This is a genomic window from Shewanella sp. BJSY2023SW005, assembly GCF_047314585.1.
GTDB classification, from domain to species: Bacteria; Pseudomonadota; Gammaproteobacteria; order Enterobacterales; family Shewanellaceae; genus Shewanella; species Shewanella algae.
Map to the genome: position 1 here is coordinate 91,296 of NZ_JBKORJ010000026.1, position 24,828 is coordinate 116,123.

Annotated in this window: 28 protein-coding genes; 19 read left to right on the plus strand and 9 right to left on the minus strand. The window is 52.6% G+C overall.

Annotated elements, in window-relative coordinates; genetic code table 11:
• Positions 1-141 precede the first annotated feature (141 nt).
• The 4 genes from ACMHXI_RS08165 to ACMHXI_RS08180 form a co-directional block, all read right to left on the minus strand.
• Entirely contained in the window at positions 142-1,389 is a 1,248-nt protein-coding gene (locus ACMHXI_RS08165) for a malic enzyme-like NAD(P)-binding protein (protein ID WP_025011583.1), read from the minus strand.
• Between the two features lie 175 nt (positions 1,390-1,564).
• The gene (locus ACMHXI_RS08170) at positions 1,565-2,401 is read right to left on the minus strand and encodes a thermonuclease family protein (protein WP_260851828.1); all 837 of its coding nucleotides are present in this window, start codon (positions 2,399-2,401) and stop codon (positions 1,565-1,567) included.
• 79 nt (positions 2,402-2,480) lie between these two features.
• Positions 2,481-3,143, minus strand: coding sequence for an SDR family NAD(P)-dependent oxidoreductase (locus tag ACMHXI_RS08175; RefSeq protein WP_413734642.1), 663 nt, complete (start codon positions 3,141-3,143; stop codon positions 2,481-2,483).
• Entirely contained in the window at positions 3,140-3,649 is a 510-nt protein-coding gene (locus ACMHXI_RS08180) for a hypothetical protein (RefSeq protein WP_413734644.1), read from the minus strand. Before ACMHXI_RS08180 ends, ACMHXI_RS08175 begins: the two co-directional genes overlap by 4 nt.
• Before the next feature lie 85 nt (positions 3,650-3,734).
• On the opposite strand from ACMHXI_RS08180, the gene ACMHXI_RS08185 reads away from it, so the two are divergent.
• The 4 genes from ACMHXI_RS08185 to ACMHXI_RS08200 all read left to right on the plus strand — a co-directional run bounded on the left by ACMHXI_RS08185 (position 3,735) and on the right by ACMHXI_RS08200 (position 6,648).
• Positions 3,735-3,869: a hypothetical protein gene (locus ACMHXI_RS08185; RefSeq protein ID WP_256873028.1), complete on the plus strand. Its 135-nt coding sequence runs from the start codon at positions 3,735-3,737 to the stop codon at positions 3,867-3,869.
• On the plus strand, positions 3,866-5,347 hold the full coding sequence (ubiD, locus tag ACMHXI_RS08190) for a 4-hydroxy-3-polyprenylbenzoate decarboxylase (RefSeq protein WP_054744491.1): 1,482 nt from the start codon (positions 3,866-3,868) through the stop codon (positions 5,345-5,347). The genes ACMHXI_RS08185 and ubiD overlap by 4 nt, the downstream gene beginning before the upstream one ends.
• Before the next feature lie 65 nt (positions 5,348-5,412).
• Positions 5,413-6,111 carry an NAD(P)H-flavin reductase gene (fre, locus tag ACMHXI_RS08195; protein ID WP_025011578.1) on the plus strand — a complete coding sequence of 233 codons (699 nt, stop codon included), beginning with the start codon at positions 5,413-5,415 and terminating at the stop codon, positions 6,109-6,111.
• A 156-nt stretch (positions 6,112-6,267) separates the two neighbouring features.
• Positions 6,268-6,648 (plus strand): gamma-butyrobetaine hydroxylase-like domain-containing protein, encoded by a 381-nt coding sequence (locus ACMHXI_RS08200; protein ID WP_025011577.1) that lies wholly within the window; start codon positions 6,268-6,270, stop codon positions 6,646-6,648.
• A gap of 43 nt (positions 6,649-6,691) precedes the next feature.
• On the opposite strand, the gene ACMHXI_RS08205 is transcribed toward ACMHXI_RS08200, so the two are convergent.
• The 3 genes from ACMHXI_RS08205 to ACMHXI_RS08215 all read right to left on the minus strand — a co-directional run bounded on the left by ACMHXI_RS08205 (position 6,692) and on the right by ACMHXI_RS08215 (position 8,672).
• Positions 6,692-7,786 carry an MJ1255/VC2487 family glycosyltransferase gene (locus ACMHXI_RS08205; protein WP_144164019.1) on the minus strand — a complete coding sequence of 365 codons (1,095 nt, stop codon included), beginning with the start codon at positions 7,784-7,786 and terminating at the stop codon, positions 6,692-6,694.
• Positions 7,787-7,795: 9 nt separating this feature from the next.
• Positions 7,796-8,308, minus strand: coding sequence for a phosphatase PAP2 family protein (locus ACMHXI_RS08210; protein WP_025011575.1), 513 nt, complete (start codon positions 8,306-8,308; stop codon positions 7,796-7,798).
• A 121-nt stretch (positions 8,309-8,429) separates the two neighbouring features.
• Positions 8,430-8,672: a YgjV family protein gene (locus tag ACMHXI_RS08215; RefSeq protein WP_028781361.1), complete on the minus strand. Its 243-nt coding sequence runs from the start codon at positions 8,670-8,672 to the stop codon at positions 8,430-8,432.
• Positions 8,673-9,006: 334 nt separating this feature from the next.
• Here ACMHXI_RS08215 and rraA point away from each other — a divergent pair, with 334 nt between their 5' ends.
• The 13 genes from rraA (at position 9,007) to ACMHXI_RS08280 (ending at position 20,407) form a co-directional block, all read left to right on the plus strand.
• Entirely contained in the window at positions 9,007-9,492 is a 486-nt protein-coding gene (gene rraA, locus ACMHXI_RS08220; RefSeq protein WP_025011574.1) for a ribonuclease E activity regulator RraA, read from the plus strand.
• A 108-nt stretch (positions 9,493-9,600) separates the two neighbouring features.
• A complete protein-coding gene (locus tag ACMHXI_RS08225; protein ID WP_025888250.1) occupies positions 9,601-10,623 on the plus strand; it encodes a formimidoylglutamase in 1,023 nt (340 codons plus the stop codon).
• A gap of 270 nt (positions 10,624-10,893) precedes the next feature.
• Positions 10,894-11,649, plus strand: coding sequence for a bifunctional demethylmenaquinone methyltransferase/2-methoxy-6-polyprenyl-1,4-benzoquinol methylase UbiE (gene ubiE, locus ACMHXI_RS08230; protein ID WP_025011572.1), 756 nt, complete (start codon positions 10,894-10,896; stop codon positions 11,647-11,649).
• A 1-nt stretch (position 11,650) separates the two neighbouring features.
• Entirely contained in the window at positions 11,651-12,283 is a 633-nt protein-coding gene (locus ACMHXI_RS08235) for an SCP2 domain-containing protein (RefSeq protein ID WP_044735309.1), read from the plus strand.
• On the plus strand, positions 12,280-13,929 hold the full coding sequence (gene ubiB / locus ACMHXI_RS08240) for a ubiquinone biosynthesis regulatory protein kinase UbiB (RefSeq protein ID WP_025011571.1): 1,650 nt from the start codon (positions 12,280-12,282) through the stop codon (positions 13,927-13,929). The genes ACMHXI_RS08235 and ubiB overlap by 4 nt, the downstream gene beginning before the upstream one ends.
• A gap of 59 nt (positions 13,930-13,988) precedes the next feature.
• Positions 13,989-14,234, plus strand: a complete 246-nt coding sequence (gene tatA / locus ACMHXI_RS08245) for a Sec-independent protein translocase subunit TatA (RefSeq protein ID WP_025888247.1) — start codon at positions 13,989-13,991, stop codon at positions 14,232-14,234.
• Positions 14,235-14,240: 6 nt separating this feature from the next.
• A complete protein-coding gene (gene tatB, locus ACMHXI_RS08250; RefSeq protein ID WP_028781365.1) occupies positions 14,241-14,648 on the plus strand; it encodes a Sec-independent protein translocase protein TatB in 408 nt (135 codons plus the stop codon).
• Positions 14,649-14,658: 10 nt separating this feature from the next.
• The gene (tatC, locus tag ACMHXI_RS08255; protein WP_025011570.1) at positions 14,659-15,414 is read left to right on the plus strand and encodes a twin-arginine translocase subunit TatC; all 756 of its coding nucleotides are present in this window, start codon (positions 14,659-14,661) and stop codon (positions 15,412-15,414) included.
• Positions 15,415-15,462: 48 nt separating this feature from the next.
• The gene (locus tag ACMHXI_RS08260) at positions 15,463-15,966 is read left to right on the plus strand and encodes a hypothetical protein (protein WP_144190978.1); all 504 of its coding nucleotides are present in this window, start codon (positions 15,463-15,465) and stop codon (positions 15,964-15,966) included.
• A complete protein-coding gene (locus tag ACMHXI_RS08265; RefSeq protein ID WP_109247129.1) occupies positions 15,963-16,766 on the plus strand; it encodes a TatD family hydrolase in 804 nt (267 codons plus the stop codon). The genes ACMHXI_RS08260 and ACMHXI_RS08265 overlap by 4 nt, the downstream gene beginning before the upstream one ends.
• A complete protein-coding gene (locus tag ACMHXI_RS08270; protein WP_123117031.1) occupies positions 16,759-18,660 on the plus strand; it encodes a diguanylate cyclase in 1,902 nt (633 codons plus the stop codon). The genes ACMHXI_RS08265 and ACMHXI_RS08270 overlap by 8 nt, the downstream gene beginning before the upstream one ends.
• Positions 18,657-19,667, plus strand: coding sequence for a porphobilinogen synthase (hemB, locus tag ACMHXI_RS08275; RefSeq protein WP_025011566.1), 1,011 nt, complete (start codon positions 18,657-18,659; stop codon positions 19,665-19,667). The genes ACMHXI_RS08270 and hemB overlap by 4 nt, the downstream gene beginning before the upstream one ends.
• A 203-nt stretch (positions 19,668-19,870) precedes the next feature.
• Positions 19,871-20,407 carry a thioredoxin family protein gene (locus tag ACMHXI_RS08280; RefSeq protein ID WP_028781367.1) on the plus strand — a complete coding sequence of 179 codons (537 nt, stop codon included), beginning with the start codon at positions 19,871-19,873 and terminating at the stop codon, positions 20,405-20,407.
• Between the two features lie 86 nt (positions 20,408-20,493).
• Here the strand turns inward: ACMHXI_RS08280 and ACMHXI_RS08285 are convergent, their stop codons facing one another.
• Both ACMHXI_RS08285 and rhlB read right to left on the minus strand, forming a co-directional pair.
• A complete protein-coding gene (locus ACMHXI_RS08285) occupies positions 20,494-21,423 on the minus strand; it encodes an exopolyphosphatase (RefSeq protein WP_025888238.1) in 930 nt (309 codons plus the stop codon).
• Entirely contained in the window at positions 21,424-22,737 is a 1,314-nt protein-coding gene (gene rhlB, locus ACMHXI_RS08290; protein WP_025011564.1) for an ATP-dependent RNA helicase RhlB, read from the minus strand.
• 153 nt (positions 22,738-22,890) lie between these two features.
• Between rhlB and trxA the strand changes: the two genes are divergently transcribed.
• Both trxA and rho read left to right on the plus strand, forming a co-directional pair.
• On the plus strand, positions 22,891-23,217 hold the full coding sequence (gene trxA, locus ACMHXI_RS08295; RefSeq protein WP_025011563.1) for a thioredoxin TrxA: 327 nt from the start codon (positions 22,891-22,893) through the stop codon (positions 23,215-23,217).
• A 212-nt stretch (positions 23,218-23,429) separates the two neighbouring features.
• Positions 23,430-24,695 carry a transcription termination factor Rho gene (gene rho, locus ACMHXI_RS08300; protein WP_025011562.1) on the plus strand — a complete coding sequence of 422 codons (1,266 nt, stop codon included), beginning with the start codon at positions 23,430-23,432 and terminating at the stop codon, positions 24,693-24,695.
• Positions 24,696-24,828 lie beyond the last annotated feature (133 nt).

The window sequence follows — 24,828 nt, forward strand, 5'->3', positions numbered from 1 at the left end:
ACTGCGGGAACTCAGTCTGTTGATTATTCAGCAGCCATACGCAAAAGGCAACCGACAAGCTGCACAGCACGGCAAATGCCCCGTTTGCCTTGCAGAAACAACAAAGGGGCCAAACAAGGCCCCTTGGGAGTAAAGCTGCTATCAGACTTCCGGGTATTGCGGCAGTGTGTCTATCTGAGCAACCTGAGAGTCTATGGCTGCTTGCGCCACAGCCTTGGCGACTTTGGGCAACAATCTAGGGTCCATAGGCTTGGGCAGCACATATTGCGGGCCGAAACTCAACTCGCTGACATTGGGGTAAGCCGCCAACACAGATGCTGGCACAGGTTCCTTGGCCAGTTCGGCAATGGCATAAACCGCGGCTATCTTCATCTCATCATTAATGCGGCTGGCACGCACATCCAGGGCGCCACGGAAAATGAATGGGAAACAGAGCACATTGTTGACCTGGTTGGGATAGTCGCTGCGACCGGTTCCCATGATCAAATCGCTACGTATCTCATGAGCCAGTTCAGGCTTGATCTCAGGATCCGGGTTGGAGCAAGCGAAGATCACCGGCTTCTCGGCCATCATAGCCACTTCCTCGGCGCCGAGAACATCAGGGCCAGACAGCCCCAGGAACACGTCGGCCCCCTTGATCACATCCTGCAGCGTGCGCTTGTCTGTGTTGTTGGCAAACAGTGCCTTGTACTCGTTGAGATCTTCACGACGAGTATGGATTACGCCCTTTCTATCCAGCATGTAGACATTTTCACGCTGGGCTCCACACTTGACCAGCATGCTCATACAGGCGATGGCCGCTGCGCCTGCGCCCATACAGACAAACACCGCCTCTTCCAGTTTCTTGCCCTGGATCTCGAGGGCATTGATCATCCCGGCGGCAGTAACGATTGCCGTGCCGTGCTGGTCGTCGTGAAACACAGGAACCTGGCAGCGCTCGATCAGCTCACGCTCAATTTCAAAGCACTCAGGCGCCTTGATGTCTTCCAGGTTGATACCGCCAAAAGTGTCGGCAATCGCTTCGACTGTATGAATAAACTCTTCAGCTGTGCGGTGTTTTACTTCGATATCTGTGGCGTCGATATTGGCAAAGTGCTTGAACAGCAAAGCCTTTCCTTCCATTACCGGCTTGGATGGCAAGGGGCCTAGGTTACCCAGCCCCAGAATGGCGGTACCGTTGGAAATCACGGCAACCGTGTTGCCCTTGTTGGTGTATCTGTACGCATTGGCAGGATTGGAAGCGATTTCACGTACCGGCTCTGCCACCCCCGGGCTGTACGCCAGCGCCAGATCCATACTGGTCTCGGCGGGCTTGGTCAGCGTCACTGCGGTTTTGCCTGGAACGGGGAACTCATGGTAATCGAGCGCTTTTTGACGGAAATCTGTCATTTTTAAATCCTGAAATGCGGAATGATATTAAGTAAAAACCGTACAAACACAGGTCTGGATCACTGCAGAACTTCCTCTACAGTGACTCAAATCACAAGGCGCTAAAGATACGCGAAAAGGCACTGTTTTAAAACAGTGAGATAGAAATTTTCCGCTTAAGTCAGGCATTTTGCTTCTAAGGGGGATTTTCCAAACTTATCTGTGATGGATGAGTGGCGATTATCTGCCATTTTTTGTAGGAAAAATACAACTTACCCCGCACTATAACGGCTCTTTTAAGCGAGTTCAGCGCTAAAAGGTTGCTAAAATTACCAGATCCGGCCTGAGGTATGCCGACATAGAAGTTATTATCCAGAATAAGCCACAAATACTGTCCCTTTCTTTCAAAATCTGTCACCACACCTCTGACCAGCCGATACTGATTTAAATCCTGCTGGCCGATAGCCGAAACCGCCTTGGGGGCATAGTCGTCAAACACCCACAAACCTGTACTCTGAGTTCGTGCTTGCTGCTCCAGCTTGGCAAAGCATTCCCAAAACGGATGTTCCTGATAGACCCTGGCCATGGCAAAACCCTGTTGCAGCAGTTCCTGCTGCAACAATAAACCATCCGGAGTAAAGACATAGGCCAGAGTGCGACCATAGGGATCCAGCTTGGTTGGGCCAAACATCAGCGCCAGCTCGTCCCCCGCTTTGAGCTTAGAGGCGACAAAGGCCCTGGCCTCCAGACTGTAGCGCTGAGAGAGACTGGGATACTGATGATCTATCTCGGGGGCATTGACACCTATCAAGCGTATCAGGCGGCCATCTTTGAGTGTAAGGGTATCGCCATCATTGATATAGGCGAGTGTAACCTTTTCGCTGGCAGTATAGGGAATGCACAGATTGCCGCTTGTGCTGGCCTGCGCCAATCCCAAAGACAGCAAACTGCCCAGCAGCAACAGACATTTAATTATGCATGAATGACGCCCAAAGCCAGATCCTGAGTTAGTACTGTGCCATTGAGATATCATGGCGCCTCCCTTGGCTGTAATTGCCTCTTGGCTGAGTGGAATCACGGTCAAAATCCTTTTTAACTCTTAACGTTGCCCCCTAGCCCCGGGTCAAGGTGATATCCGAAACATAACCGTGGGCACAACTTTGCAAGGCCTGACTGAGCATGGCTGCGGCTTCATCGGCAGTCATAAAGCTCGACGTATCCACCAATTTACCGCTGCTGGGCCAGAACCCGGTTGCCATTCCGCCGGGGTAGACAGCTATCAGTTTTATCTTGCTGCCCTTGAGTTCCAAGCGCAGGGACTCCAGCATGCCTCTGACGGCCCATTTTACCGCGCAGTAACTGCTCTCTCCGGCCTTGGGTTGCAGCGCCGCGGTAGACATGACAATCACCAGTGTCATGGACTCTTGCCGCCAACGGGCCAACATGGCTCTGAGCAGCAACAGAGTGGACAGCAGATTATTGTCGATAAGGGTCTTTATCTCGACCGGTGACTGAGTTTCCAGGTTACCGAAGCGGCCGCTGCCGGCACAGTGCAGCAGCATTTCGGGGGCCTCGCCCAAGGTATCGAGCAGAGCCTCAATCGCTTGCGGATTGGTTAAATCTGTGGCTTGGCAACTGACACCAGGCAACTCTGCCGCCAATTGTTGCAGCCTCTGTTCGCTGCGGCCGGTTAACAACAAGGACGCACCTTCAGCATGATAATGCCTCGCCAGCGCTGCCCCCAAGCCACCGCTGGCCCCGGTGATCAATTTCATTTGCTTTGTTCTCCGACTTCAGATGGGGACTGTGACAGAGGCCGATAGGTTTGGCTTTGCCAGTCAAATTGATAGGTTTTGCCCTGCCATTGATACAAGGTGAGATTACCCTGTTGTATCACCCTGGCATTGGCCGGTAGGCTGGCACGACTCCCTGTATCGGCCAAGGTTTCAAAGTGAGTCGTTACTCGCTGCGGTGGCGCCACTACCACAGGCTCCGGCTTGGGTTGCCTGCGATATACATAGGGGCGCTGCCAGCGATCTCTGTACCAAGGATCATCCCACTGCCAACGATTCCACGGGTCGTAGCGCCAGGGCGATAGCCAGGGATTGTTAACGCCCCAATACAGGCCCCAATGACTTCGTGAGCCATGGTTATGCCGGCGGTTGTCATCTCCTCTATGAATATCACCCTGATAGTGGCGCTCGGCATGGGAGTTATCCCTGGCAGCAGCCACCAGTGGCAAACTCATCAGTATCAGACTCAGGAAAAATGCTCGTTTCATATAGCCTCCAGGCTTCAAGGCCCGCAGCTTTCATGCTACTACGGCTGGCGCCCGGATTCATCAGTGAATCGCAGGAGAAATAAAGATGACTCAGCGTGCATTCAGCCAAGGGGCGCCTGTTTGTCTCTGCTCCCCCATGCGACAGCAGTTAACCGCTGCCGGGATTAATGCTATAGTGCGCGCCATTAATGCATTCGGCAGCGAGGCTATTTCCACATGAGTTTTAAGGATTTACGCAGTTTTATCGATCACCTCGAGAGTCAGGGTGAACTCAAGCGTATCAGCTATCCGGTTGATCCTTATCTTGAAATGACCGAAATAGCCGATCGGGTGCTGCGTGCCGGTGGCCCGGCCCTGCTGTTTGAAAATCCCAAGGGCAAACAGATGCCCGTGCTGGTGAACCTCTTCGGTACTCCGAAGCGGGTCGCCATGGCGCTGGGCAAGGATGATCCCATGGCGCTGCGGGACGTGGGCGAACTGCTGGCGTTTCTCAAGGAGCCCGAGCCACCCAGGGGCTTCAAGGATGCCATTGCCAAGATCCCCATGTTCAAGCAAGCGCTGAACATGCCGCCCAAGACAGTGCGTAACGCCCCTTGCCAGGAGGTGGTGTTGCAAGGCGATCAGGTCGACCTGACCGCCCTGCCCATTCAGCACTGCTGGCCCGGCGATGTTGCACCACTGGTAACCTGGGGTTTGACCATCACCAAAGGGCCGAGACAGAAACGCCAGAATCTGGGGATCTACCGGCAACAACTGCTGGGCAAAAACAAGCTGATCATGCGCTGGCTGTCACACAGAGGCGGGGCATTGGACTTTGCCGACTTCAAGCAGCAGCACCCAGGTGAAAAATATCCTGTGGTAGTGGCTCTGGGCAGCGACCCTGTCACTATTCTCGGTGCCGTCACTCCAGTGCCCGATGCCATGAGTGAATATGCTTTTGCCGGACTGCTGCGCGGTGAGCGCACCGAAGTGGTCAAGGCCTTGAGTTGCGATCTGGAAGTGCCGGCCACCAGTGAGATCATTCTCGAAGGTTATATCGATCCCGAGGAGATGGCGGTGGAAGGCCCCTACGGTGACCACACAGGTTATTACAATGAAACCGACAGTTTCCCTGTGTTTACCGTGACCCATATCAGTCACAGAAAAGACGCCATCTACCACAGCACCTACACTGGAAGACCACCGGATGAACCGGCCATGCTCGGGGTTGCACTCAATGAGGTCTTCGTTCCTATCCTGCGCAAGCAGTATCCGGAAATCGTCGACTTTTACCTGCCACCGGAGGGTTGTTCTTACCGGATGGCGGTGATCTCCATCCGCAAACAATATCCCGGCCATGCCAAGCGGGTGATGATGGGAGCCTGGTCTTTCCTGCGTCAGTTTATGTATACCAAGTTTATTGTCATAGTCGATGAAGACGTGAATTGCCGCGATTGGCAGGACGTTATCTGGGCCATAACCACTCGGATGGATCCCAGCCGCGACACTGTGATGATAGACAACACACCCATTGACTATCTGGATTTCGCGTCACCCGTGGCGGGACTGGGATCCAAGATGGGCCTGGATGCCACCAATAAGTGGGAAGGTGAGACCAACCGCGAATGGGGCACCCCAATAGTGATGGACCAAGAGGTTAAACAGCGAGTGGACGAGATTTGGGAGCAGTTGGGCATAGAAGACCAAGCTACCCTATAATCCGCAATAACTGCTTTAGCCATTATTAAAATAAGCCTTCAACAGAGAGGTAAAAAGGAAGTTCGATGAATAGCATCCGCTGTAAGATAGAGAAAGTTGCCCCATTCAATGACGCTGTGTACCAAGTATTGCTGCGCCCCGAAAAACCGCTGGAGTTCAAAGCCGGTCAATACCTGTGTGTGGTAATGGGTGAGAAAGACAAGCGTCCCTTCTCCATAGCTTCGGCTCCCGGCAGCGAACTCATAGAACTTCACATAGGCGCAGCCGTCAGCGAGAGCTATCCCATGCAAGTGGTCGAGCGGCTGAGAAACAACAGCCATATCGATATCGAAGCTCCGGGCGGTGAAGCCTTCCTCAGACACCAGAGTATCAGGCCCAGACTGCTGGTTGCCGGTGGTACAGGCTTCTCCTATATCAAGAGCCTGGTAGAGCAGCAAATCGCCCTGGGGCAAAAGGTTGAAACCCTACTCTATTGGGGCTGCCGCAATCCTGAAGCCATGTACTACGAAGCCATCGCCAGAGAGTGGCATCAAGCGCACCCTTGGTTGCACTTCGTGCCGGTAGTAGAACAGGCCGAGGCCGACTGGCAAGGAAAACAGGCCAATCTGCTGGCGCAGATACGCTCGGACTTTGTCAGCCTGGTGGGCTATGACATCTATATTGCCGGTCGTTTCGACATGGTCGGTGCCGCGCGGGAGCTGTTCCGCGAGATGGGACTGGATGAAGCCCACCTCTACGGCGATGCATTCGCCTTTATCAAATAACTGTCTTCATCTTTATCCAATAATGGCCGCTGCCAGCGGCCGCTATTTTTTGCCACCATTAATGTGTGTCAGCTCTCATCCATCGGGGTGCACAGTCCCAGCGCTCTGACATAGAATAAACAGATACACAGAAACCCCGGACACAATGGAGTTCCCATGAGTCATCCTCAAGTCACATCACTGAAACTGAAGCGTAAATCCAAACTGCTCGAGATAGGCTTCGATGATGGCAGTCAGTATCAGCTGAGCTGCGAATTTCTGCGGGTTCACTCTCCATCGGCCGAAGTACACGGCCATGGCAACCCCAAGCTGGTGACTCACAAGAAAGAGGTCAACATCAGCGCCATTGAGCCGGTCGGCAATTATGCGGTGAAGCTGGTCTTCGACGACGGCCATGATACCGGCCTCTATTCCTGGCAGATACTGCACCAGCTCTGCACCCAACACACCGAACTCTGGGAACAATATCTGGCTCGGCTGCGTGCCGAAAAGGGCAGCCGTGAAGCCCTGATCAGCATGAATATCAAATATAACTGAGGAAGGTGCGAACAGATTCCACGAGGACTTATTCGTACCTTTGCTAGCGGATCAGCGAGCCCAAAGGCAGCCCGCTGAGCGCCCTGGCATCCTGCTTGGAAAACCAGGTGTCGGGTAATGTCACCTGCTGCCATAGCTCCCGGCACAGCGATTGGCTGTCCTGCCAATTGCCGGCCAACAGCCAAGGCACCAGCAGATCGCCCACATCCGGGTAGTTAATCGGCTCAGGGCTACCCCGTTTGAGCCAACGTTTCACCGTTTGCGGCTCCAGCGTCATCATGCTGTCGGCCGCTGCCAGCAGCTCCAGGGCGGCCACATTCGACAGCTGTTCAAACTGCCCAAGCAAGGGTTTAACCAAGAGCTTTTTACCCAGGGTCAGGGCTTCACTGGCCAGTTCAAATCCGGCATTGGCTATCACCCCACCGCAGCTGGCGAGATCGGCCTTGAAACCTTCACGATCAAAACCATGCCACAGAATATGCTCAGGTAAAGCAACTGGCGCCGCCTGGCTGTGATACACCATAAAACGGTAGTCATGGAAAGGGTGCAATAATTCGGCGATAGCTTGTGGGCTCTCAAACGGTAGATACACCAAAATATCGTGCGAATGTTCCACGGCGCAGCGGCTGACATCGACAAAGGGCGGCAATATCGGATAACCAAAGTGATGCCAGTGACACCCCAATGCCTGATCCACGGGAGCGAAGTTTTCCAGCAACCAGTCGTTGAACCAGGAGTTTCCTACTTTGGGCACAGGGTATTTGAGGGAAGCCTGATGACTAATGCCTATGCTGGGCACTCCCTGACGCCTGGCGGCCCAAGCCGAAACCGGCTCAAAGTCATTGAGCAAGAGATCATAGCCACTGAGATCCAACTCGCGAATGTCTCGCCAAAGCTCAATGGCGGAATTGTGCATCAGTGTCTTGGGGATGCTGACCCGTCCCTTTTGAGTCACAAAGGTCAGCCCGGCACAGACCCGGTAATCGCCGAAGGCCTGCATATCAAAAAACTGCTCCGGCTGGCGACCACTGAAGAAATAATCAACCTGAATATCGTGCTTTGCCAAGGATTTGGCTACTACTCTGGCGCGACTTAAATGGCCATTCCCTGTGCACTGAACGCCGTAAAGTATCCGCATTGATAGTCCTTATATCCAAACTACTGCTATGAGAGTGGCACTGCAGCCCAAAAGGGCACCGGCCAAGATATCAAGAGGGTAGTGAACACCGAGAAACACTCTGGAAACCCCAACCAGGCCAGCCCAGATAAATGCCGGCACTGCCAGCTGCGGGTAAATTTGCCATACCGCACTGGCAAACACGAAGGCACCCGCCGTATGGCCGGACGGCAGACTGAATTTGTCAGAGGGCTCAAAGCTGGCCCTGAAGCCCACCAGAACCTGATGACATGGGCGTTTACGTCGAATGGCATTTTTGAGTAACAGGTACAAAGGCAATTCCACGGCATACGCCAACAGCAACAAAGCGAAGAAGCGCTGTCCATCCTGCTCCAGCAACATAAGCAGCGCCAGACACAGGTAAAGCGGACCATTACCCGATGCAGAAAACTTGAGGGCGCTGGCTTCCAGATCATGTTTGCGGCCAAATTGTGTCAGCGCGCGAAAGGTTCGAAGATCGAGTTCAGCAAGGTAGGTAAACATGGCTGAGGCTCCTTCTGTGGACAGTAAGGAGCCGGGTCAAGGGCTCCAATCTGTGTAGCAGTAAAGAGCCTAGTCAAGGGGTGTGACGGACAGGTGACACCTGCCCTAAGCTTTTATGACATCAGGCAGTGACAGTAGCCCGGCCACGATAGATTTTGATCAAATGATAGATGTTGATACAAGCCACAAAGGCGTTCATCCCCGCTACCGGCCAGGCAGAAATAGCTGCACCGTAAATCACAAACAGGGTACAACCGGTAAAGTTGATCCAACGCAGCCAGATAATGTCCTTCATCATCAGTGAAATGGCCACCATGATGGAGGCAAAATAGCCAACGATTTCAACTGTGTTAAGAGCTTCCATAAGGCACCTCATTAAGGCCCTCTGCCGTCCATAAGCCTGACGGGGGATCCGTGCCCCTAAAGCAGGTTAAAGTTAAGTAAGTTTGAATGGTGCCAATGCTAACAAAAGTCACAACAGAGTTGTAATAAAAATACGTTATTTAATGAGCTGCATCAAAAAACGCTGCATATATAGACAGGAGTTACGAAATATTACCACGCAAATGTTAACGGAGAGAAAATCCAGCAATACCGTGATTGATAACACTTTTCTTTTCAAGAATCCCTTATATACTGGCACTCAGTGCGTTATCCCGCGGTCTTGTCAGACCCTGCGGTTCAACAGGAGTGTAAATATGGAATACAACACCTCAGAACTTTGTGACATGTACCTGGATGTTGTCGATGTCGTCGAGCCCATGTTCAGCAACTACGGTGGCTGTAGTTCATTTGGCGGCTCCATTAGCACCATCAAGTGTTTCGAAGACAACGGCCTCATTCTCGATGTATTGCAGGACGATGGCGAAGGAAAGGTTCTGCTGGTAGACGGTGGTGGTTCTCTGCGCCGGGCGCTGATCGATGCCTCGATTGCCGAGGTTGCGGTCAACAACAACTGGGAAGGCATTATCGTTTACGGTAGCGTGCGCGATGTCGATGCCCTCGAAGAGCTGGATATAGGTATCCAGGCTTTGGCCTCCATTCCTGTTGGTGCCGATGGCAATGCCATTGGTGAAGTGGACATTCCGGTGAACTTCGGTGGCGTCACCTTCCTGCCTGGCGATCATATCTATGCCGATAACACTGGGGTGATTCTTTCTCCCGAGCCTTTGGATATCGACTGATAACGACCTCTGCACAAAAGCCGGCCTCTGCCGGCTTTTTTGTTGCCTTTTGCTCAGCCTCGGCCAGAATAGAGGCTATTCTTGCCCCGTCAGAGAAAGGGATATTCTATGGAACTGCCGCTCTCCCCCATCACGCAAGCCAAGCTGGCTCAATCTTTCAGCCCCAGAGAAGGTGAAACCCGTCTGGGTCAGAAAGTGCGCCTGCTGCCAGGCGCGGCAAGCTATATGGATGCGCTGACCCAGGCCAAAGCCGCAGGCGCCCGTTTTGCCATTATCGGAATCAAGGAGGACCTTGGGCCCAGGGCTAATCTAGGGCAAGGCGGTGCCAACCAGGCCTTTGCCGCCATGTTGCCGGCGCTGCTTAATCTGCAGTCCAACCGCTTTTTAAGTGGTGAAGAATGCCTGCTGCTGGGGGAAATCACCCCGGTTGCCAATGCTGCCAATGATTGTCAGCAACTCAGACAAGAGGTGGAGTCTCTGGATCAGCAGGTCATCGAAGCCCTGACTCCGGTTTTTGCCGCCGGGCTTGAGCCCATCGTCATCGGCGGTGGCCACAACAACGCCTTTGGCTTACTCAGCGCCGCCCGGGCGGCATTATCCAAGCCGCTGGCGGCGGTCAATCTGGATCCTCATTCAGACTTCAGGTTGCGTGAAGGCCGCCACAGTGGCAATGGTTTCAGTTATGCCGCGGCCAACGGCGCCCTGGGGCATTATCACGTGCTCGGGCTGCATGAACTGAAAAACAGTGAAGCCAATCTGGAACAACTTACGGCATTTGGAGGCAGTTGGCACAGCCTGCAGCAGATTTGGGTACGTCGCGAGCTGAGTTTAGAACAGGCACTGAGCGACATTGCCCGCCAGCTGCGTCATACAGGTCTACCGGTCGCCATAGAGCTGGATCTGGATGCCATAACCCAGATGCCATCCAGTGCCTCAACCGTTGCCGGTATTCCGTTGTTGGATGCGGCACATTACGTCAGCCATATGGCGCGCCACACCCCAAGTGTTTATCTGCATCTGGCCGAAGGCGCCCCGGCATGCCACGACGCAGGTTTAGCCGCCGGCTACAAGGCCGTCGGTCAGTGCCTTGCCGAACTGATTTACGCCTATCTACAGGCCAAACAGGTCTGAACACTGCCACACTCTTTTCGCTTTAGCACCGCCAAGCTTGCCCGTGCTCAAATAGGCAGGACGGCTTAGCGAAGTTCAGCCGCAATAGGGAATACTATGGCGGCTGGGGCTATTCACCCCCGGCGGATATTGTGGTCTAATGCGCAGTCTGGCCTGGGGGCCAACAGCATTTTTTACTGCGGCGATCACAGCTTGGCCGCGCAAAGATTCAGCAAGCTGTACCAATAGCTTACACTCGCTGCACTACGAGCTAGTCATAGGAATACACTGATGTCTGAAGACTCACCAAAGAGTACACATTTCGGGTATAAAACTGTCGAAGCCGATAAGAAGGCCGACCTGGTAGCCGGAGTCTTCCATTCCGTTGCCACTAAATACGACATCATGAACGATGTTGCTTCTTTTGGTATCCATAGATTCTGGAAACGCTTCACCATTGAGTGCGCCGGTGCCCGTCCGGGAATGAAGGTGTTGGATCTGGCCGGTGGTACCGGTGATTTGACCGCCAAGTTCTCTCACCTGGTGGGTGACAAGGGTCAGGTTATCCTGGCGGATATCAATGATTCCATGCTCAAAGTCGGTCGCAGCAAGCTGCGCGACAAGGGCATAGTGGGCAACGTCAGTTATGTACAGGCCAACGCCGAAGCACTGCCCTTCCCGGACAATCACTTCGATATCATCACCATCGCCTTTGGCCTGCGTAATGTGACCGACAAAGACGCGGCGCTGCGCTCCATGCAACGTGTGCTCAAGCCAGGCGGTAAGTTGTTGGTATTGGAGTTTTCCAAGCCACAGCATGAGATCATGCGTAAGGCCTACGATCTGTATTCATTCAAGATCCTGCCAAAGATGGGTCAGCTGGTTGCCAAAGATGCCGACAGCTACGAATACCTGGCCGAGTCCATCCGTATGCACCCGGATCAGGAAACCCTGAAACAGATGATGCAAGATGCCGGCCTGGAGCAGGTGGATTACATCAATATGACCGACGGCGTAGTGGCTCTGCACCGAGGCTATAAGTTCTGAGATGAATGAGCTGAGCCTGACATCCCAGTGGCGGCTGCTGTGCTGCGCCGCTCTGGAGATGGCGCTAGAGAAAGTCACCGACCAAGCCGAGGGCGAATATGCCCGGTTGAAATCGCTGCACGGTAAAGTCCTGTGTCTGCAACTCAGTCAACTGAACTGGCCGCTTTATTTAGTGTTTGCCAAAAAAATTCAGGTGCTTTCCAGCTATGAAGGTGAGGCAGCGGTTACCGTCAAGGCCGATGCCACCACCCTCTACCGCCTGGGCGAAGGCGAAAGCCTCACCGAGCTTATCAAACAAGATAAGCTGGTAATCGAAGGGGAACTCGCCTTGCTGCAAACATTCAGCCATTTTCTGCAGCAGGTCAGGTTTGACTTTGCCGAGCCTTTGTCCCGGTATCTGGGCGATGCCCCGACTCATATATTGTTAAGTGGTCTGCAGCGAGCCAAGGCAGATTTAAGCCGGGTTTTTAACAAGACCCAATCCCATCTGGCGCAATTAACCACCGAAGAGTACAGATTAGCCCCTCATCGGCTTGAATTTATTCACCATTGCGACAAAATTGACGAGCTTGCGGCCGCCACGGACGCTCTGGAACAACGACTCGCCAATTTGAAGGACAAGAAAAGCCCATGAGTTTCGCCAGTATCAAGAGAGGATATCAGGTTATCAGCATTGCCCTGCATTATGGTTTGGACGAGCTGTTGCCGAAAAAGTTGACCCCTTGGTACTTCAAACTCTGGCGCCGCAGTCTGTTCTGGCTGCGTAACAAACATAAATCCAAGGCCGGTGGTGAACGGCTGAAACTGGCCATGCAAGAGTTGGGGCCGGTTTATATCAAGTTCGGCCAGATGCTCTCCACCCGTCGCGATCTGCTCAGCGATGAATGGGCCCATGAATTGGCCATGTTGCAGGACAGAGTCCCGCCATTTGACTCCAAGCTGGCGCGGGAAGCCATTGAAGCCGAACTCAAGGCCCCCATAGAAACCCTGTTTGACGACTTTGACGATACCCCGCTGGCCTCGGCATCTATTTCCCAAGTGCACACGGCAACGCTCAAGTCCAACGGCAAGCCCGTGGTTCTCAAGGTATTACGCCCCAATGTAGAGCAAAACATTCTCGCCGACCTGCAACTGATGAGCCAGAGTGCCAATCTGCTGGAAACCATTCTCGGCCCGGATAATCGCCTGCGCCCGGCCGAAGTGGTGGAAGACTACCGCACTACCATTCTGGGAGAGCTCAACCTTAAACTGGAAGCGCTCAACACGGTCAAGCTGCGCAACAATTTTATCGACTCCAACGCCCTCTATATTCCCTATGTTTATGAAGAGCTGTGCTATCCAAGGCTGATGGTGATGGAGCGCATCGAGGGGATCCCGGTTTCGGACGTTGCCGCGCTCAAGGCCCAGGGTACCAACCTCAAGCTACTGGCCGAGCGTGGGGTGGAACTCTTCTTTACCCAGGTATTTCGCGATAACTTTTTCCACGCCGACATGCATCCGGGCAACATCTTTATTTCCCGCGAGCACCCGGAAGATCCTTTCTATATTGGTCTGGACTGCGGCATCATGGGAACGCTCAACGACACGGATAAACGCTATCTGGCGGAAAACTTCCTTGCCTTCTTTAATCGTGATTACCGCCGTATCGCCCAGCTGTATGTGGAATCCGGTTGGGTTTCGGCCGATACCGACATTCAGGCCTTCGAGCAAGCAGTCAAAGTGGTGTGTGAACCTATGTTCAACAAGCCGCTGGATGAGATCTCCTTCGGCCATGTGCTGCTGGAACTGTTCCGTACCGCTCGCCGCTTCCACATAGTGGTACAGCCACAGTTGGTCTTGCTGGAAAAGACCTTGCTCTATATCGAAGGCTTGGGACGTCAGCTCTATCCTCAGTTGGATCTGTGGCAAACGGCCAAGCCTTTCCTCGAACAGTGGATGGCCGAACAGGTCGGTCCAAAGGCAATGTTCAAAAAAGTGCAAACACAATTGCCCTTCTGGTCTGATAAACTTCCAGAGTTTCCGGAGCTGATATATGACAATCTGAAGCTGGGGCGAAATCTCCTTGGAGCTCAGCAGCAGATGTTGGACAAATATCTGAAGCACCAGCAGAAAGCGCACAAGAGCAATTATTTGTTAATCACATCCGCAATTTTGTTGATCTGTGGCACGATTTCACTCAGTCAGGACGCTACACTGTGGCCTTCCTATGTCAGTATGGGAGCCGGAGCAATCCTGTGGTTTATTGGATGGCGATCCAGGCCCAAAATTAAGAAATTTTAATTAGTACATTTTAATTAAAGGTTCATAATTGAACCAAGATTATCTAAGAGGAAACCTTCATGGGTGGTATCAGTATTTGGCAACTTCTCATCATCGCGTTAATTGTAGTGCTGCTGTTCGGCACCAAGAAGCTGCGTTCACTGGGCGGCGACCTCGGCGGAGCAGTCAAGGGATTCAAGAACGCCATGTCCAGTGAGGATGACAAGAAGGCCATCGAGGACACTTCTGCACAGAACACTCAGGCAGACCCCAAAGCACAGGCGGCTGATAAGAAGCCAGAATCCAAGGACAAAGAACAGGCGTAATTCCCTATGTTCGATGGTATCGGCTTTATGGAGCTGCTGCTCATCGGGGTATTGGGGCTGGTCGTTCTCGGCCCCGAACGTCTCCCGGTAGCGGTACGTTCAATTACCGGTTGGATCCGTGCCATGAAACGCATGGCCAATTCGGTCAAAGATGAACTTGAGCAGGAGCTCAAGATCGAGCAGTTACATGCAGACCTGAAGAAGGCCGAGAGCAAGGGCCTCAGCAATCTGTCTCCCGAACTGCAGGAGTCTATCGACCAACTGAGAGAGGCGGCCCAATCGGTCAACCGTCCTTATCAGGTTGAAGACAGCAAATCTCCAGCCCAGGAAGCACCCAAGGCAGAAGCCGCTGTCGAGGAGAAGACACCTGCCACCGAGACGGCTCCCAAGCCGACAGGTACTGACACTAAATAATGGGTAAAGCATGTCGCAACAGCAGCCATTAATCAGCCACTTGCTGGAACTGCGCACTAAACTGCTCAGAGCTATAGCAAGTGTGCTCATCGTGTTTATCGCCCTGGTTTACTGGGCAAACGACATCTATCACTACATGGCGATCCCATTGATGCAGTCACTGCCGGATACCGGCAGCATGATTGCAACGGATGTGGCCGCACCGTTTTTCGCTCCCTTTAAACTGACGCTGGTACTGTCTTTTTTCATTGCTGTACCCTATGTGCTGTATCAGATCTGGTCCTTTGTTGCGCCCGGACTGTATAAACATGAAAAACGTCTGGTAGTCCCGCTATTGTTCAGCAGTACTCTGCTATTTTATTTGGGGATCGCCTTTGCCTACTATGTGGTGTTCCCGGTTGTATTCGGTTTCTTTACCAGTGTGGCTCCGGAAGGGGTTCAGGTTGCGACCGATATCAGCAGTTATTTGAGCTTTATTCTGAAGCTGTTCTTTGCCTTTGGTTTGGCATTCGAGATCCCGGTCGCCGTGATTTTGCTGTGCTGGGCCGGTGTCACCACTCCGGAAGACCTAAGAGCCAAACGCCCCTATATCGTTGTCGGCGCTTTTGTGGTGGGCATGTTACTGACACCTCCGGATGTTATTTCTCAGACTATGCTGGCCGTGCCAATGCTGTTATTGTTTGAGGGCGGACTCTTGGCTGCCCGTTTTTACAGCAAGGCTTCGGATGAATCAGACGAGGACGAGACCGAAGAAAAGCAAGCGTAATCAGCGGGCAGCAAGGGTAAAAACAAGAATAAAAGAAGGATGATATTCATGCGTTTAACCTGGATTGCTGCCTCTACTGCTGCACTGCTTTGTTTTCAGGCTCAGGCCGGAATAGAACAGCAATTGGCTCAGTGTGCCTCCCTATCTGACAAGCTTGACCGGCTCATCTGTTACGATGAGCTGGCTGCCAAAGTCACCCATGCAAAAGTCACCCCTACAGAGGCTGCAGTGGTTGCCGCTGCGCCTGTGGCCAAGAGTGTCCAGGCCGATCCTGTGGCCGACTTCGGTGCCGACAACCTGGAATCCACTATCCAGGCCAGCAAGAAAAACGAAGTTGCGAAGATTTTCCTGACCATCAGCAAGGTCGGTAAAGACCCCTATGGTGCCCTCAAGATCAGCTTCAGTAACGGTCAGGTTTGGAAACAAACCGACAGCCGCAATTTCCGCCTGGAATCCGGGCAGAAAGTTTATATCGAAAAAGCCGCCTTAGGCTCATTCCTGTTGGGAACTGAAGGGCGCAACAGCACTATCAGGGTCAAGCGTCTGCAGTGAATCAATACCTGGATATCGCTGTCAATCTGATTGGCAGCCACCTGGAACAAGATCTCAATCGAGTTATCAATGAAGCGGCGGACCAAGGTGTCTCGCCGCTTATCCTTATTGGCAGCCATCTGGATGAAAGCCGAAGTTGCATCCAGGTTTGCCGACAATACCCCAAAAAAATCTACACCACAGCTGGTGTCCACCCCCATCATGCCAGCCAGTGGCAGACAGAGAGCGCCGCCGAACTGAGGCAACTGGCCAGGCAACCTGGAGTCGTTGCCATAGGGGAATGCGGTCTGGACTACAACAGGGACTTTTCGCCGCGCCGGCAGCAGCGCCAGGCTTTTGAGGCCCAGTTGACACTGGCGGCAGAACTACAATACCCGGTACTGATGCACCAGCGCGATGCCCATGATGACTTTTTGGCTATTTTGGACGACTATCTGGAAGCACTACCGGCGGCGCTACTGCACTGCTTTACCGACGGCCCCAAACAGGCCGAGGACTATATTGCCAGAGATCTGTACCTGGGCGTGACAGGTTGGGTTTGTGATGAACGCCGGGGGCAGGACTTGGTAAACGCCCTGCCCTTGATCCCGGATAACAGATTATTGCTGGAAACCGACAGTCCCTATCTACTGCCACGCAGCATGAGACCCAAGCCCAAATCCGGCCGCAATGAGCCCAAATATCTGCCTTATATAGCCCAGGCTGTCGCCGACATCCGCGGTCAGTCGCTGGACAGTCTGGCACGCCAGTGCTATAGCAACAGCTTGCGTTTCTTTAAGCTGGAGAGCACCCATGGCTAATGCTTACTCTGTACTGCTGCTCTTCTGTAGTTTGCTATCTCTGGCGGTTAACGCCGAGCCCAGCGTCGAAGTTTCAGCCTCAAAGGGGCTGGATTCGGACTTGCGCCCCAGTGCCCGAGTAACAGAGCAAGGCCCAGATAGTCGCCTCAGCCAGGTGCTCAACCTGCCGGATTCAGCCTGGCACCCAGCGAATGACTACAGCTTTGTCGACATGGGAACCGATGGCCTCTGGTTCAACTTTAGCCTCTACGCCGATGAACCCGGCAGTTTCAACAGAATATTGGCCTTCAATAACCCCAGTATGGACAGGCTGGAGGTTTACCACTACGTCAATGGTCGTCTCAAACGTCAGTTGACTCTGGGAGATACCCAACCCTTTGGCCACAGAAGCATATTGAGTACCGACTTCCTCTACGCCTTTGACATCAGGCAGCAGGAACAGCACCAATTTTGGTTGAAGCTGACCACGGCCGGCAGCAGCTATCTGCCTATTCACCTCTGGGAGCCATACGCGCTACTGCAAAGCCATGAAACCCGCAATATGCTCAATGGCATACAGTTAGGTGCCCTGGCCGCTATAGGCTTGTTTGCACTGTTCATTGCAGTGACTACCCGCTCCTTCAGTTACAGCTATTACGCCGGTTATGTGCTCACAATGACCCTATTGGTTGCCTGCATCAATGGCACGGCATTTCGCTACCTATGGCCCAATGTGCCACAGTTGCAACAGTATGTGATCCCTTTGTTGGTTCCTCTGGTTATCGCCTTTGGGATCCTCTTTACCGAGAAGGTATTACAGCTCAAATATCACAGCATTCGCATGTTGAGGGCCTGTCGCTACACGGCGGCCTGCGCCATACTGCTGATGTTCGCGACTGTGCTTATCGATTATGCACTCGCCATCTATATTGAGATAATCTCAGTGATGTCAGTGAGTTTAATGTTGCTGATTTTCAGTATCCTGCAAGCGATGCGTGGCAATAAACTCGCCAAGCTCTACACCGTCTCCTGGAGTGGAATGACGCTGGGGATCTTCGTCTCCTGTCTCATGTATCTGGGTCTTATCAAACTGCCCTTGATGCCACAAACGCCAGTGTTATTGGGGCTCACTTTCGAAGTGGTGTTTATGGCAGCAGTGCTGGCAATACGCTACAACGATGAGCGCAAGGCCAAGCAAAGAATTCAGCAGGAAGCCCTGAAACAGGCAGAGCGGATCCGCGAAGCCAGGGAAGAAACCCTGAGGATGGAAGCCGAGAGCAACGAGAAGCTGGAGCGTATGGTGCAAGAGCGCACTCTGGAGCTGGAAATCGCGCTCAGAGAGCTGAACGAAGCCAACCAGAAGCTCACCGAGCAGGCCACAATAGACAGCCTTACCGGAGTTAAAAATCGTTCCACCTTCGACAAGCGTCTGCAGGCCGAAGGGCGGATCAGCCGTCGGCAACAGACGCCGCTGGCACTGCTGATGCTGGACATAGACAGGTTCAAGACCATTAACGACAAACATGGCCATCTGGCCGGCGATCAAACCCTTAAGAGTATTGCCGATACCCTCAAGAATATCCTCAGGCGTCCAAGTGATCTGGTATCACGTTTTGGCGGTGAGGAGTTTGCTATTATATTGCCCAATACTGATACTAGCGGGGCCTTGAGAGTGGCAGAACAGATACGTCACGCCATCTCGGCCTTGGATGTCAGTTGGGATAAACAGACTATCCCTCTGACGGCAAGTATCGGCGTCAGCGTCGCCATCATAGAGTCGGACATGCACATCACCCAGTTGCTGGAGCAAGCCGACAAGGCGCTGTATCGTGCCAAGAATTCAGGCAGGGATCGGGTCTACGCCTTCGATCCCGAGCAAGATACCCTTTCAGATCCAGCCAGGAGCCCAAAGTGAACATAATTACCAGTGCCTACCCACAGCGTCGTATGCGCCGTATGCGCAAGCATGAGTTCAGCCGCCGCCTGATGGCTGAAAACCAGTTGACGGTCAATGACCTCATCTACCCCATGTTTGTGCTCGAAGGCAACAAACGTACCGAGTCGGTGGCCTCCATGCCGGGCGTTGAGCGTTACAGCATAGATCTGCTGCTCAAGGAAGCCGAAGAGCTGGTAGAGCTGGGGATCCCCTTGATTGCCCTATTCCCCGTCACACCGGCGGAGAAAAAGTCCCTGATGGCCGAAGAAGCCTACAATCCCGATGGTTTAGTGCAAAGAGCCGTTCGTGAGCTCAAGGCAGAGTTCCCTCAGCTGGGCGTGATGACAGATGTCGCGCTGGACCCCTACACCACCCATGGACAGGACGGCATCATCGATGAGACCGGTTATATTATCAATGACGTCACCACTGAAATTCTGGTGAAGCAGGCGCTGTCCCACGCCGCTGCCGGTGCCGATATGGTGGCTCCTTCAGACATGATGGATGGTCGCATAGGCGCCATACGTCAGGCACTCGAAGCCGCCGGCCATGTCAACACCCAGATCATGGCCTACAGCGCCAAGTATTCTTCTAACTATTATGGCCCCTTCCGCGATGCGGTCGGCTCTGCCGGCAACCTCAAAGGCGGCAACAAACACAGTTATCAAATGGATCCGGCCAACTCGGACGAAGCATTGCATGAAGTCGCCCTGGATATCCAGGAAGGTGCCGATATGGTAATGGTGAAGCCAGGCATGCCTTATCTGGATATAGTGCGCAGAGTCAAAACCGAGCTGGGTGTGCCGACTTTTGCCTATCAGGTCAGCGGTGAATACGCCATGCATATGGCAGCAATTCAAAACGGCTGGCTGGCAGAAAAAGCCATAGTGATGGAATCTCTGTTGTGCTTCAAACGCGCAGGCGCCGATGGCATTCTCACTTACTTTGCCAAGCAAGCCGCCCAATGGCTGAAAGACGCCAAGTAAATTGAACTCCAAAGCCGCCTTCAAGGCGGCTTTTTTGTATTTGCCCCATTCCCGGCATGAGTTAATTCCCCCGCTGACTCCCCTGTTGGTTCAGATCAAAATTATTTAGTGATCTTGCTAACATACATAGTGTTTGTCTCTTTGCCATATCCCTCACCAATGGTTGAATCAGGGTATGGAGTCACCCCACCCGAGGTAGTATGATGCACCAGAATGTAAAAGCGTTACTCGCCACCACCGCGTTATTCTTCAGTTGCCAGGTTATGGCCAATGGCGGTTGTGGTTTCGAAGACAAACAGGAAGGCTTTATCGCCACCTGCAGCGAGGAGAAACAGGAAGTGATCTTAACGGGCGCAGTCGAAGCGCAGAAACTGGTGACAGAATTACCCGAATTCAGCAGTGGCTACCAGAGTTATCAGGTAGAGACAGATGCCTTGGCCCCAATAAAAGCCGTCGATAAAGCTACAGAAATTGTAGTCATCATAGGTACCTGGTGCCCGGACTGCCATAGAGAAACACCACGCTTTATCCGTATCATGGAGCAAGTGGCCAACCCTAATATCCAGGTGCGTTATATCGGGGTGGATCGCCAGAAAAAGGATCCGGAGGGCCTGGCCGCCCAATATGACTTCCAGCGGATCCCAACCTTTATTGTGCTTCAGGATGGCAAAGAGATTGGCCGTATCGTTGAACGCCCGGAAGTCTCTCTGGAGCAGGATCTGGCCAAGATCCTCAAGTAATCTTTCAAGCCACTAGGCCGGGTAACCTATGGTGCACTCGGGCCGTAGCAGCCAAAAATGAGAAAAGGACCTGGTGAAGGTCCTTTTTACTGTGCCGGTGCTAAAGACTGCCTTTTGGCCAACATCTGCAACACCCCTTCGCGCAAAGCGCCGCCGGATAAATGCAGGCGTTCAATACCCAGCAGTTCAAACAGCGCCAGCAGAATAGCGATACCGGATGCAAAGGTCGGTGCCCGCTCGGGACACAGACCGCTGATCCCATTCAGAGTCAGGCTCTCCTGAGCCAACAACTCCTGCTTCAGTGATTCCAACACCGTCAGGGTCAGAGTTTCCGATTCCTGCCTGTGTTGCAACACTTCAACCACTGACTGCACTGCTCCGGAAGCGCCGACCACCGAATGCCAGCCCAGCGCTTTCAAAGTCGATTTGTGTTCAGCCAAGGTCTGATCCACCCTGTCTCTCACATCGTCAAAGTCCAGCGGTTGCAGGGGAGCTGAGGTGAAAAAGCATTGATTGTAGGTGACACAGCCTATGGGCAGGCTGGTTTTAAACAGCACCTTTTCACCGTCACCCACAATAAACTCGGTACTGGCGCCACCTATATCTATCACCAGGCGTCGCCCTTCACCATGAGTGGTCGCCACCATGCCTTGATAGATAAGTTCGGCTTCGCGCATACCACAGATGATCTCTATCGGGTGACCTAATATTTGCAAAGCACGACGATTGAATTCATCGGCATTGCTGATACAGCGAAGGGTTGCGGTAGCAATGACGGCCACATTGGCATCATCGACTTGATGCTCCACGAGCATATTGGCAAACATGGCCAGGCAATCGAGGCCACGTTCGAATGCCGCCAGGTTGAGACTGCCATCGGCCTCGATTCCCTCGGCCAACCTCACCTTACGTTTGTATTTGGCGAGAACCTTGGGCTGGCCGCCGACAGTGCGGGCAACCAGCATATTGAAGCTATTGGAGCCAAGGGTTATGGCTGCGTAGGCGGGTTTTGGCATTCAGGAATGTCTGCGGGTCCTGTCGTGACGAGGCGGACGACCGCCGCTACGATGGGCTCCCTGAGGACGTCCCTGGCCACGATCACGGGTATTACGTGGTCCGGCATGCTTACGATGAATACGAACCGGTGCTGGAATATCATCGAGCAAAGCTTCGGCATCGTAAGAAGTTACCGGAATCGAGTGCTTGATATAGTCTTCGATAGCCGGCAGGTTGAGGGCGTATTCTTCACAGGCAAAGCTGACTGAAACCCCTTTGGCACCGGCACGGCCGGTACGACCGATACGGTGAACATAGTCTTCACAGTCATCAGGCAGGTCGAAGTTATAGACATGGGACACATCAGAAATATGCAGGCCACGGGCCGCTACGTCTGTGGCCACCAAAATATCCAGATCACCCTTGGTGAACAACTCCAGGATCTTAAGACGTTTCTTCTGCGGCACATCACCAGTCAGCAGACCGACTCTGTGACCATCACCTTCGAGCCAGCCCCAGAGGTTCTCACACTGATGCTTGGTGTTGGCAAAGACTATCGCCTTATCCGGCCAATCTTCCTCTATCAGGGTAAGCAGCAGTGGGATCTTGTCCTTCATCGAAGGATAGAACAGCTCTTCCTTGATGTTTTTTGAGGTCTTCTCTTCCGGTGCAATTTCGACTTTGACCGGATCATTCATATGATCATAAGCCAGCTCCTGCACCTTCATCGACAGGGTTGCCGAGAACAGCATGTTGAGCCTGTCTTTGGCATCCGGCATGCGGCGGAACAGGAAACGAATGTCTTTGATAAAGCCCAGATCGAACATGCGATCCGCTTCATCCAACACTACGGCCTGAATGGCGCTGAGGTTGATAACTCCTTGACGCACGTAATCTATGATGCGTCCTGTAGTACCAATCAGGATATCCACGCCCTTGTCCAGCACCTTGCGCTGGGCATCATAGCCTTCGCCGCCATAGACAATCCCCACCTTGAGTTTGGTGTGTTTGGACAGCAAGGTGGCATCTTTGGCTATCTGAATCGCCAATTCCCGGGTTGGTGCCATGATGATGGCTCTGGGCTGATTAAGTTGGCGTTCTGCGGGGATGTCGGTAGAAAGTAAGTGGTTAAAAGTTGCTACCAGAAAGGCCAGGGTCTTGCCCGTACCTGTCTGCGCCTGACCGGCGATATCTTTGCCCTGCAAAAGTACCGGCAGGGAAAGCGCCTGAATAGGCGTACAATATTCGAAACCGTTTTCTGCAAGTGCCTGAATTACTTCAGGATGGAGTGGCAGTTCGGCAAATTTTTGTTGGGATAAATGTGTTTCGCTCATAGCGCAAGCATACCAGTTAGGGTTGCAATAAGATACTCGATCGTTTGAAATAGCGACAAGAAAAAAACGGTGACTTGAATTGCCGTTAATCCAACCCAATATACAGGTTAAGCCATTAACAGACCAGCAATGGCAACCCAACTGGAGAACATCATGAGCGATAAAATTGTGTACCTGAGCGACGACAGCTTTGAAAATGACGTCCTGAAATCAGAACTGCCTGTATTGGTAGACTTCTGGGCCGAGTGGTGTGGCCCATGCAAAATGATCGCTCCAATCCTGGACGATGTTGCCGAAGAGTACGCCGGCAAACTGACCATCGCCAAATTGAACATAGATCAGAACAACGCTTCACCTGTTAAATACGGTGTTCGCAGTATCCCAACTCTGCTGTTGTTCAAAAACGGTGAACTGGTTGCCAATCAGGTTGGCGCCCTGTCCAAGACTCAGTTGAAAGAGTTCATCGACGCCCAGATTTGATCACTCAAATCAAATAAGTGACACCCGGCACGCCCCGAAATAAAAATGTGCCGGGTTCAGTTAAACTTCTGGACGCCCTGTCCTGATAGTGCTACTTTAATAACCAGATTCTTTCTACTAACCCACTTCTCGCTGTTCAATCAACATCCATCAAGTCCAATTTGAGAGATTGAGCGCGTAAGCTTTGTCGCGTGAAACAAGACCCACCAAAAATGAATTTAACTGAATTAAAAAACAAGTCTATTGCAGACTTAGTCGCACTGGCCGAAGAAATGAAGCTGGAGAATATGGCTCGTGCCCGCAAGCAGGATATCATCTTCTCTATATTGAAAGCCCACGCCAAGAGTGGTGAAGACATCTTCGGTGGAGGCGTTCTGGAGATACTTCAGGATGGTTTTGGTTTCCTGCGCAGTGCCGATGGTTCGTATCTGGCCGGTCCCGATGATATTTATGTCTCTCCAAGCCAGATCCGTCGTTTCAACATGCGAACGGGTGACACTATTTTTGGCAAGATACGTCCCCCAAAAGAAGGCGAACGCTATTTTGCTCTGCTGAAAGTCAACGAAGTTAACTTCGACAAGCCTGAAAACTCCCGCAACAAGATCCTGTTTGAAAACCTTACCCCACTGCATGCAGAAGAACGTCTGCGTATGGAACGCGGTAACGGTTCCACCGAAGATATCACCGCCCGAATTCTGGATCTCTGCTCACCCGTGGGTAAGGGCCAACGTGGTCTGATTGTTGCGCCACCCAAAGCCGGTAAGACTCTGCTGCTGCAGAATATTGCCCAGTCCATCACCTACAACAACCCTGAAGTGGTGTTGATGGTGCTGCTGATCGACGAACGTCCTGAAGAAGTGACTGAAATGCAGCGTCTGGTTCAGGGCGAAGTGATCGCTTCCACCTTCGATGAGCCTGCAAGCCGTCACGTACAAGTTGCAGAGATGGTTATCGAAAAGGCCAAGCGCCTGGTTGAGCACAAGAAAGACGTAGTGATTCTGCTGGACTCTATCACCCGTCTGGCTCGTGCTTACAACACAGTTGTGCCTTCATCAGGCAAGGTACTGACAGGTGGTGTAGATGCCAACGCACTGCACAGACCCAAGCGTTTCTTCGGTGCAGCCCGTAATATCGAAAATGGCGGCAGTCTGACCATTATCGCCACTGCGCTTATCGATACCGGCTCCAAGATGGACGAAGTAATTTACGAAGAGTTCAAGGGTACAGGTAACCAGGAACTGCATCTGTCACGCAAGGCCGCCGAGAAGCGAGTGTTCCCTGCCATTGACTTCAACCGCAGTGGTACCCGCCGTGAAGAGAAACTGACTACACCGGATGAGCTGCAGAAGATGTGGATCCTGCGTAAGATCCTCAATCCAATGGATGAAGTCAGCGCGATGGAATTCTTGATCGATAAGCTGGCAATGACCAAGACCAATGAAGAGTTCTTCACTGCGATGAAACGCACCAAGTCTTGATCGACTGACTAGTAAACCATAAAAAAGCCACTCCAAGAGCTAATGCCGATCAGTTAAGACAGATCGCTTGACGATCTCACTGAAAGGATCAAAATCCGATGACCCCATGTCATCGGATTTTTTTATGCAACTT

What these genes read in the sequence shown, in the direction of transcription:
- ACMHXI_RS08170 (WP_260851828.1), bottom strand. Translation starts at nt 2,401, where the DNA reads ATGATATCTCAATGGCACAGTACTAACTCAGGATCTGGCTTTGGGCGT.
- ACMHXI_RS08215 (WP_028781361.1), bottom strand. Translation starts at nt 8,672, where the DNA reads ATGGAAGCTCTTAACACAGTTGAAATCGTTGGCTATTTTGCCTCCATC.
- trxA (WP_025011563.1), top strand. Translation starts at nt 22,891, where the DNA reads ATGAGCGATAAAATTGTGTACCTGAGCGACGACAGCTTTGAAAATGAC.
- ACMHXI_RS08235 (WP_044735309.1), top strand. Translation starts at nt 11,651, where the DNA reads ATGAATGAGCTGAGCCTGACATCCCAGTGGCGGCTGCTGTGCTGCGCC.
- ubiE (WP_025011572.1), top strand. Translation starts at nt 10,894, where the DNA reads ATGTCTGAAGACTCACCAAAGAGTACACATTTCGGGTATAAAACTGTC.
- tatA (WP_025888247.1), top strand. Translation starts at nt 13,989, where the DNA reads ATGGGTGGTATCAGTATTTGGCAACTTCTCATCATCGCGTTAATTGTA.
- ACMHXI_RS08270 (WP_123117031.1), top strand. Translation starts at nt 16,759, where the DNA reads ATGGCTAATGCTTACTCTGTACTGCTGCTCTTCTGTAGTTTGCTATCT.
- ACMHXI_RS08200 (WP_025011577.1), top strand. Translation starts at nt 6,268, where the DNA reads ATGAGTCATCCTCAAGTCACATCACTGAAACTGAAGCGTAAATCCAAA.
- ACMHXI_RS08205 (WP_144164019.1), bottom strand. Translation starts at nt 7,786, where the DNA reads ATGCGGATACTTTACGGCGTTCAGTGCACAGGGAATGGCCATTTAAGT.
- tatC (WP_025011570.1), top strand. Translation starts at nt 14,659, where the DNA reads ATGTCGCAACAGCAGCCATTAATCAGCCACTTGCTGGAACTGCGCACT.
- ACMHXI_RS08165 (WP_025011583.1), bottom strand. Translation starts at nt 1,389, where the DNA reads ATGACAGATTTCCGTCAAAAAGCGCTCGATTACCATGAGTTCCCCGTT.
- rhlB (WP_025011564.1), bottom strand. Translation starts at nt 22,737, where the DNA reads ATGAGCGAAACACATTTATCCCAACAAAAATTTGCCGAACTGCCACTC.
- rraA (WP_025011574.1), top strand. Translation starts at nt 9,007, where the DNA reads ATGGAATACAACACCTCAGAACTTTGTGACATGTACCTGGATGTTGTC.
- ACMHXI_RS08285 (WP_025888238.1), bottom strand. Translation starts at nt 21,423, where the DNA reads ATGCCAAAACCCGCCTACGCAGCCATAACCCTTGGCTCCAATAGCTTC.
- ACMHXI_RS08180 (WP_413734644.1), bottom strand. Translation starts at nt 3,649, where the DNA reads ATGAAACGAGCATTTTTCCTGAGTCTGATACTGATGAGTTTGCCACTG.
- ubiB (WP_025011571.1), top strand. Translation starts at nt 12,280, where the DNA reads ATGAGTTTCGCCAGTATCAAGAGAGGATATCAGGTTATCAGCATTGCC.
- ACMHXI_RS08260 (WP_144190978.1), top strand. Translation starts at nt 15,463, where the DNA reads ATGCGTTTAACCTGGATTGCTGCCTCTACTGCTGCACTGCTTTGTTTT.
- ACMHXI_RS08210 (WP_025011575.1), bottom strand. Translation starts at nt 8,308, where the DNA reads ATGTTTACCTACCTTGCTGAACTCGATCTTCGAACCTTTCGCGCGCTG.
- fre (WP_025011578.1), top strand. Translation starts at nt 5,413, where the DNA reads ATGAATAGCATCCGCTGTAAGATAGAGAAAGTTGCCCCATTCAATGAC.
- ACMHXI_RS08280 (WP_028781367.1), top strand. Translation starts at nt 19,871, where the DNA reads ATGCACCAGAATGTAAAAGCGTTACTCGCCACCACCGCGTTATTCTTC.
- tatB (WP_028781365.1), top strand. Translation starts at nt 14,241, where the DNA reads ATGTTCGATGGTATCGGCTTTATGGAGCTGCTGCTCATCGGGGTATTG.
- ACMHXI_RS08225 (WP_025888250.1), top strand. Translation starts at nt 9,601, where the DNA reads ATGGAACTGCCGCTCTCCCCCATCACGCAAGCCAAGCTGGCTCAATCT.
- rho (WP_025011562.1), top strand. Translation starts at nt 23,430, where the DNA reads ATGAATTTAACTGAATTAAAAAACAAGTCTATTGCAGACTTAGTCGCA.
- ACMHXI_RS08185 (WP_256873028.1), top strand. Translation starts at nt 3,735, where the DNA reads ATGACTCAGCGTGCATTCAGCCAAGGGGCGCCTGTTTGTCTCTGCTCC.
- ACMHXI_RS08175 (WP_413734642.1), bottom strand. Translation starts at nt 3,143, where the DNA reads ATGAAATTGATCACCGGGGCCAGCGGTGGCTTGGGGGCAGCGCTGGCG.
- ubiD (WP_054744491.1), top strand. Translation starts at nt 3,866, where the DNA reads ATGAGTTTTAAGGATTTACGCAGTTTTATCGATCACCTCGAGAGTCAG.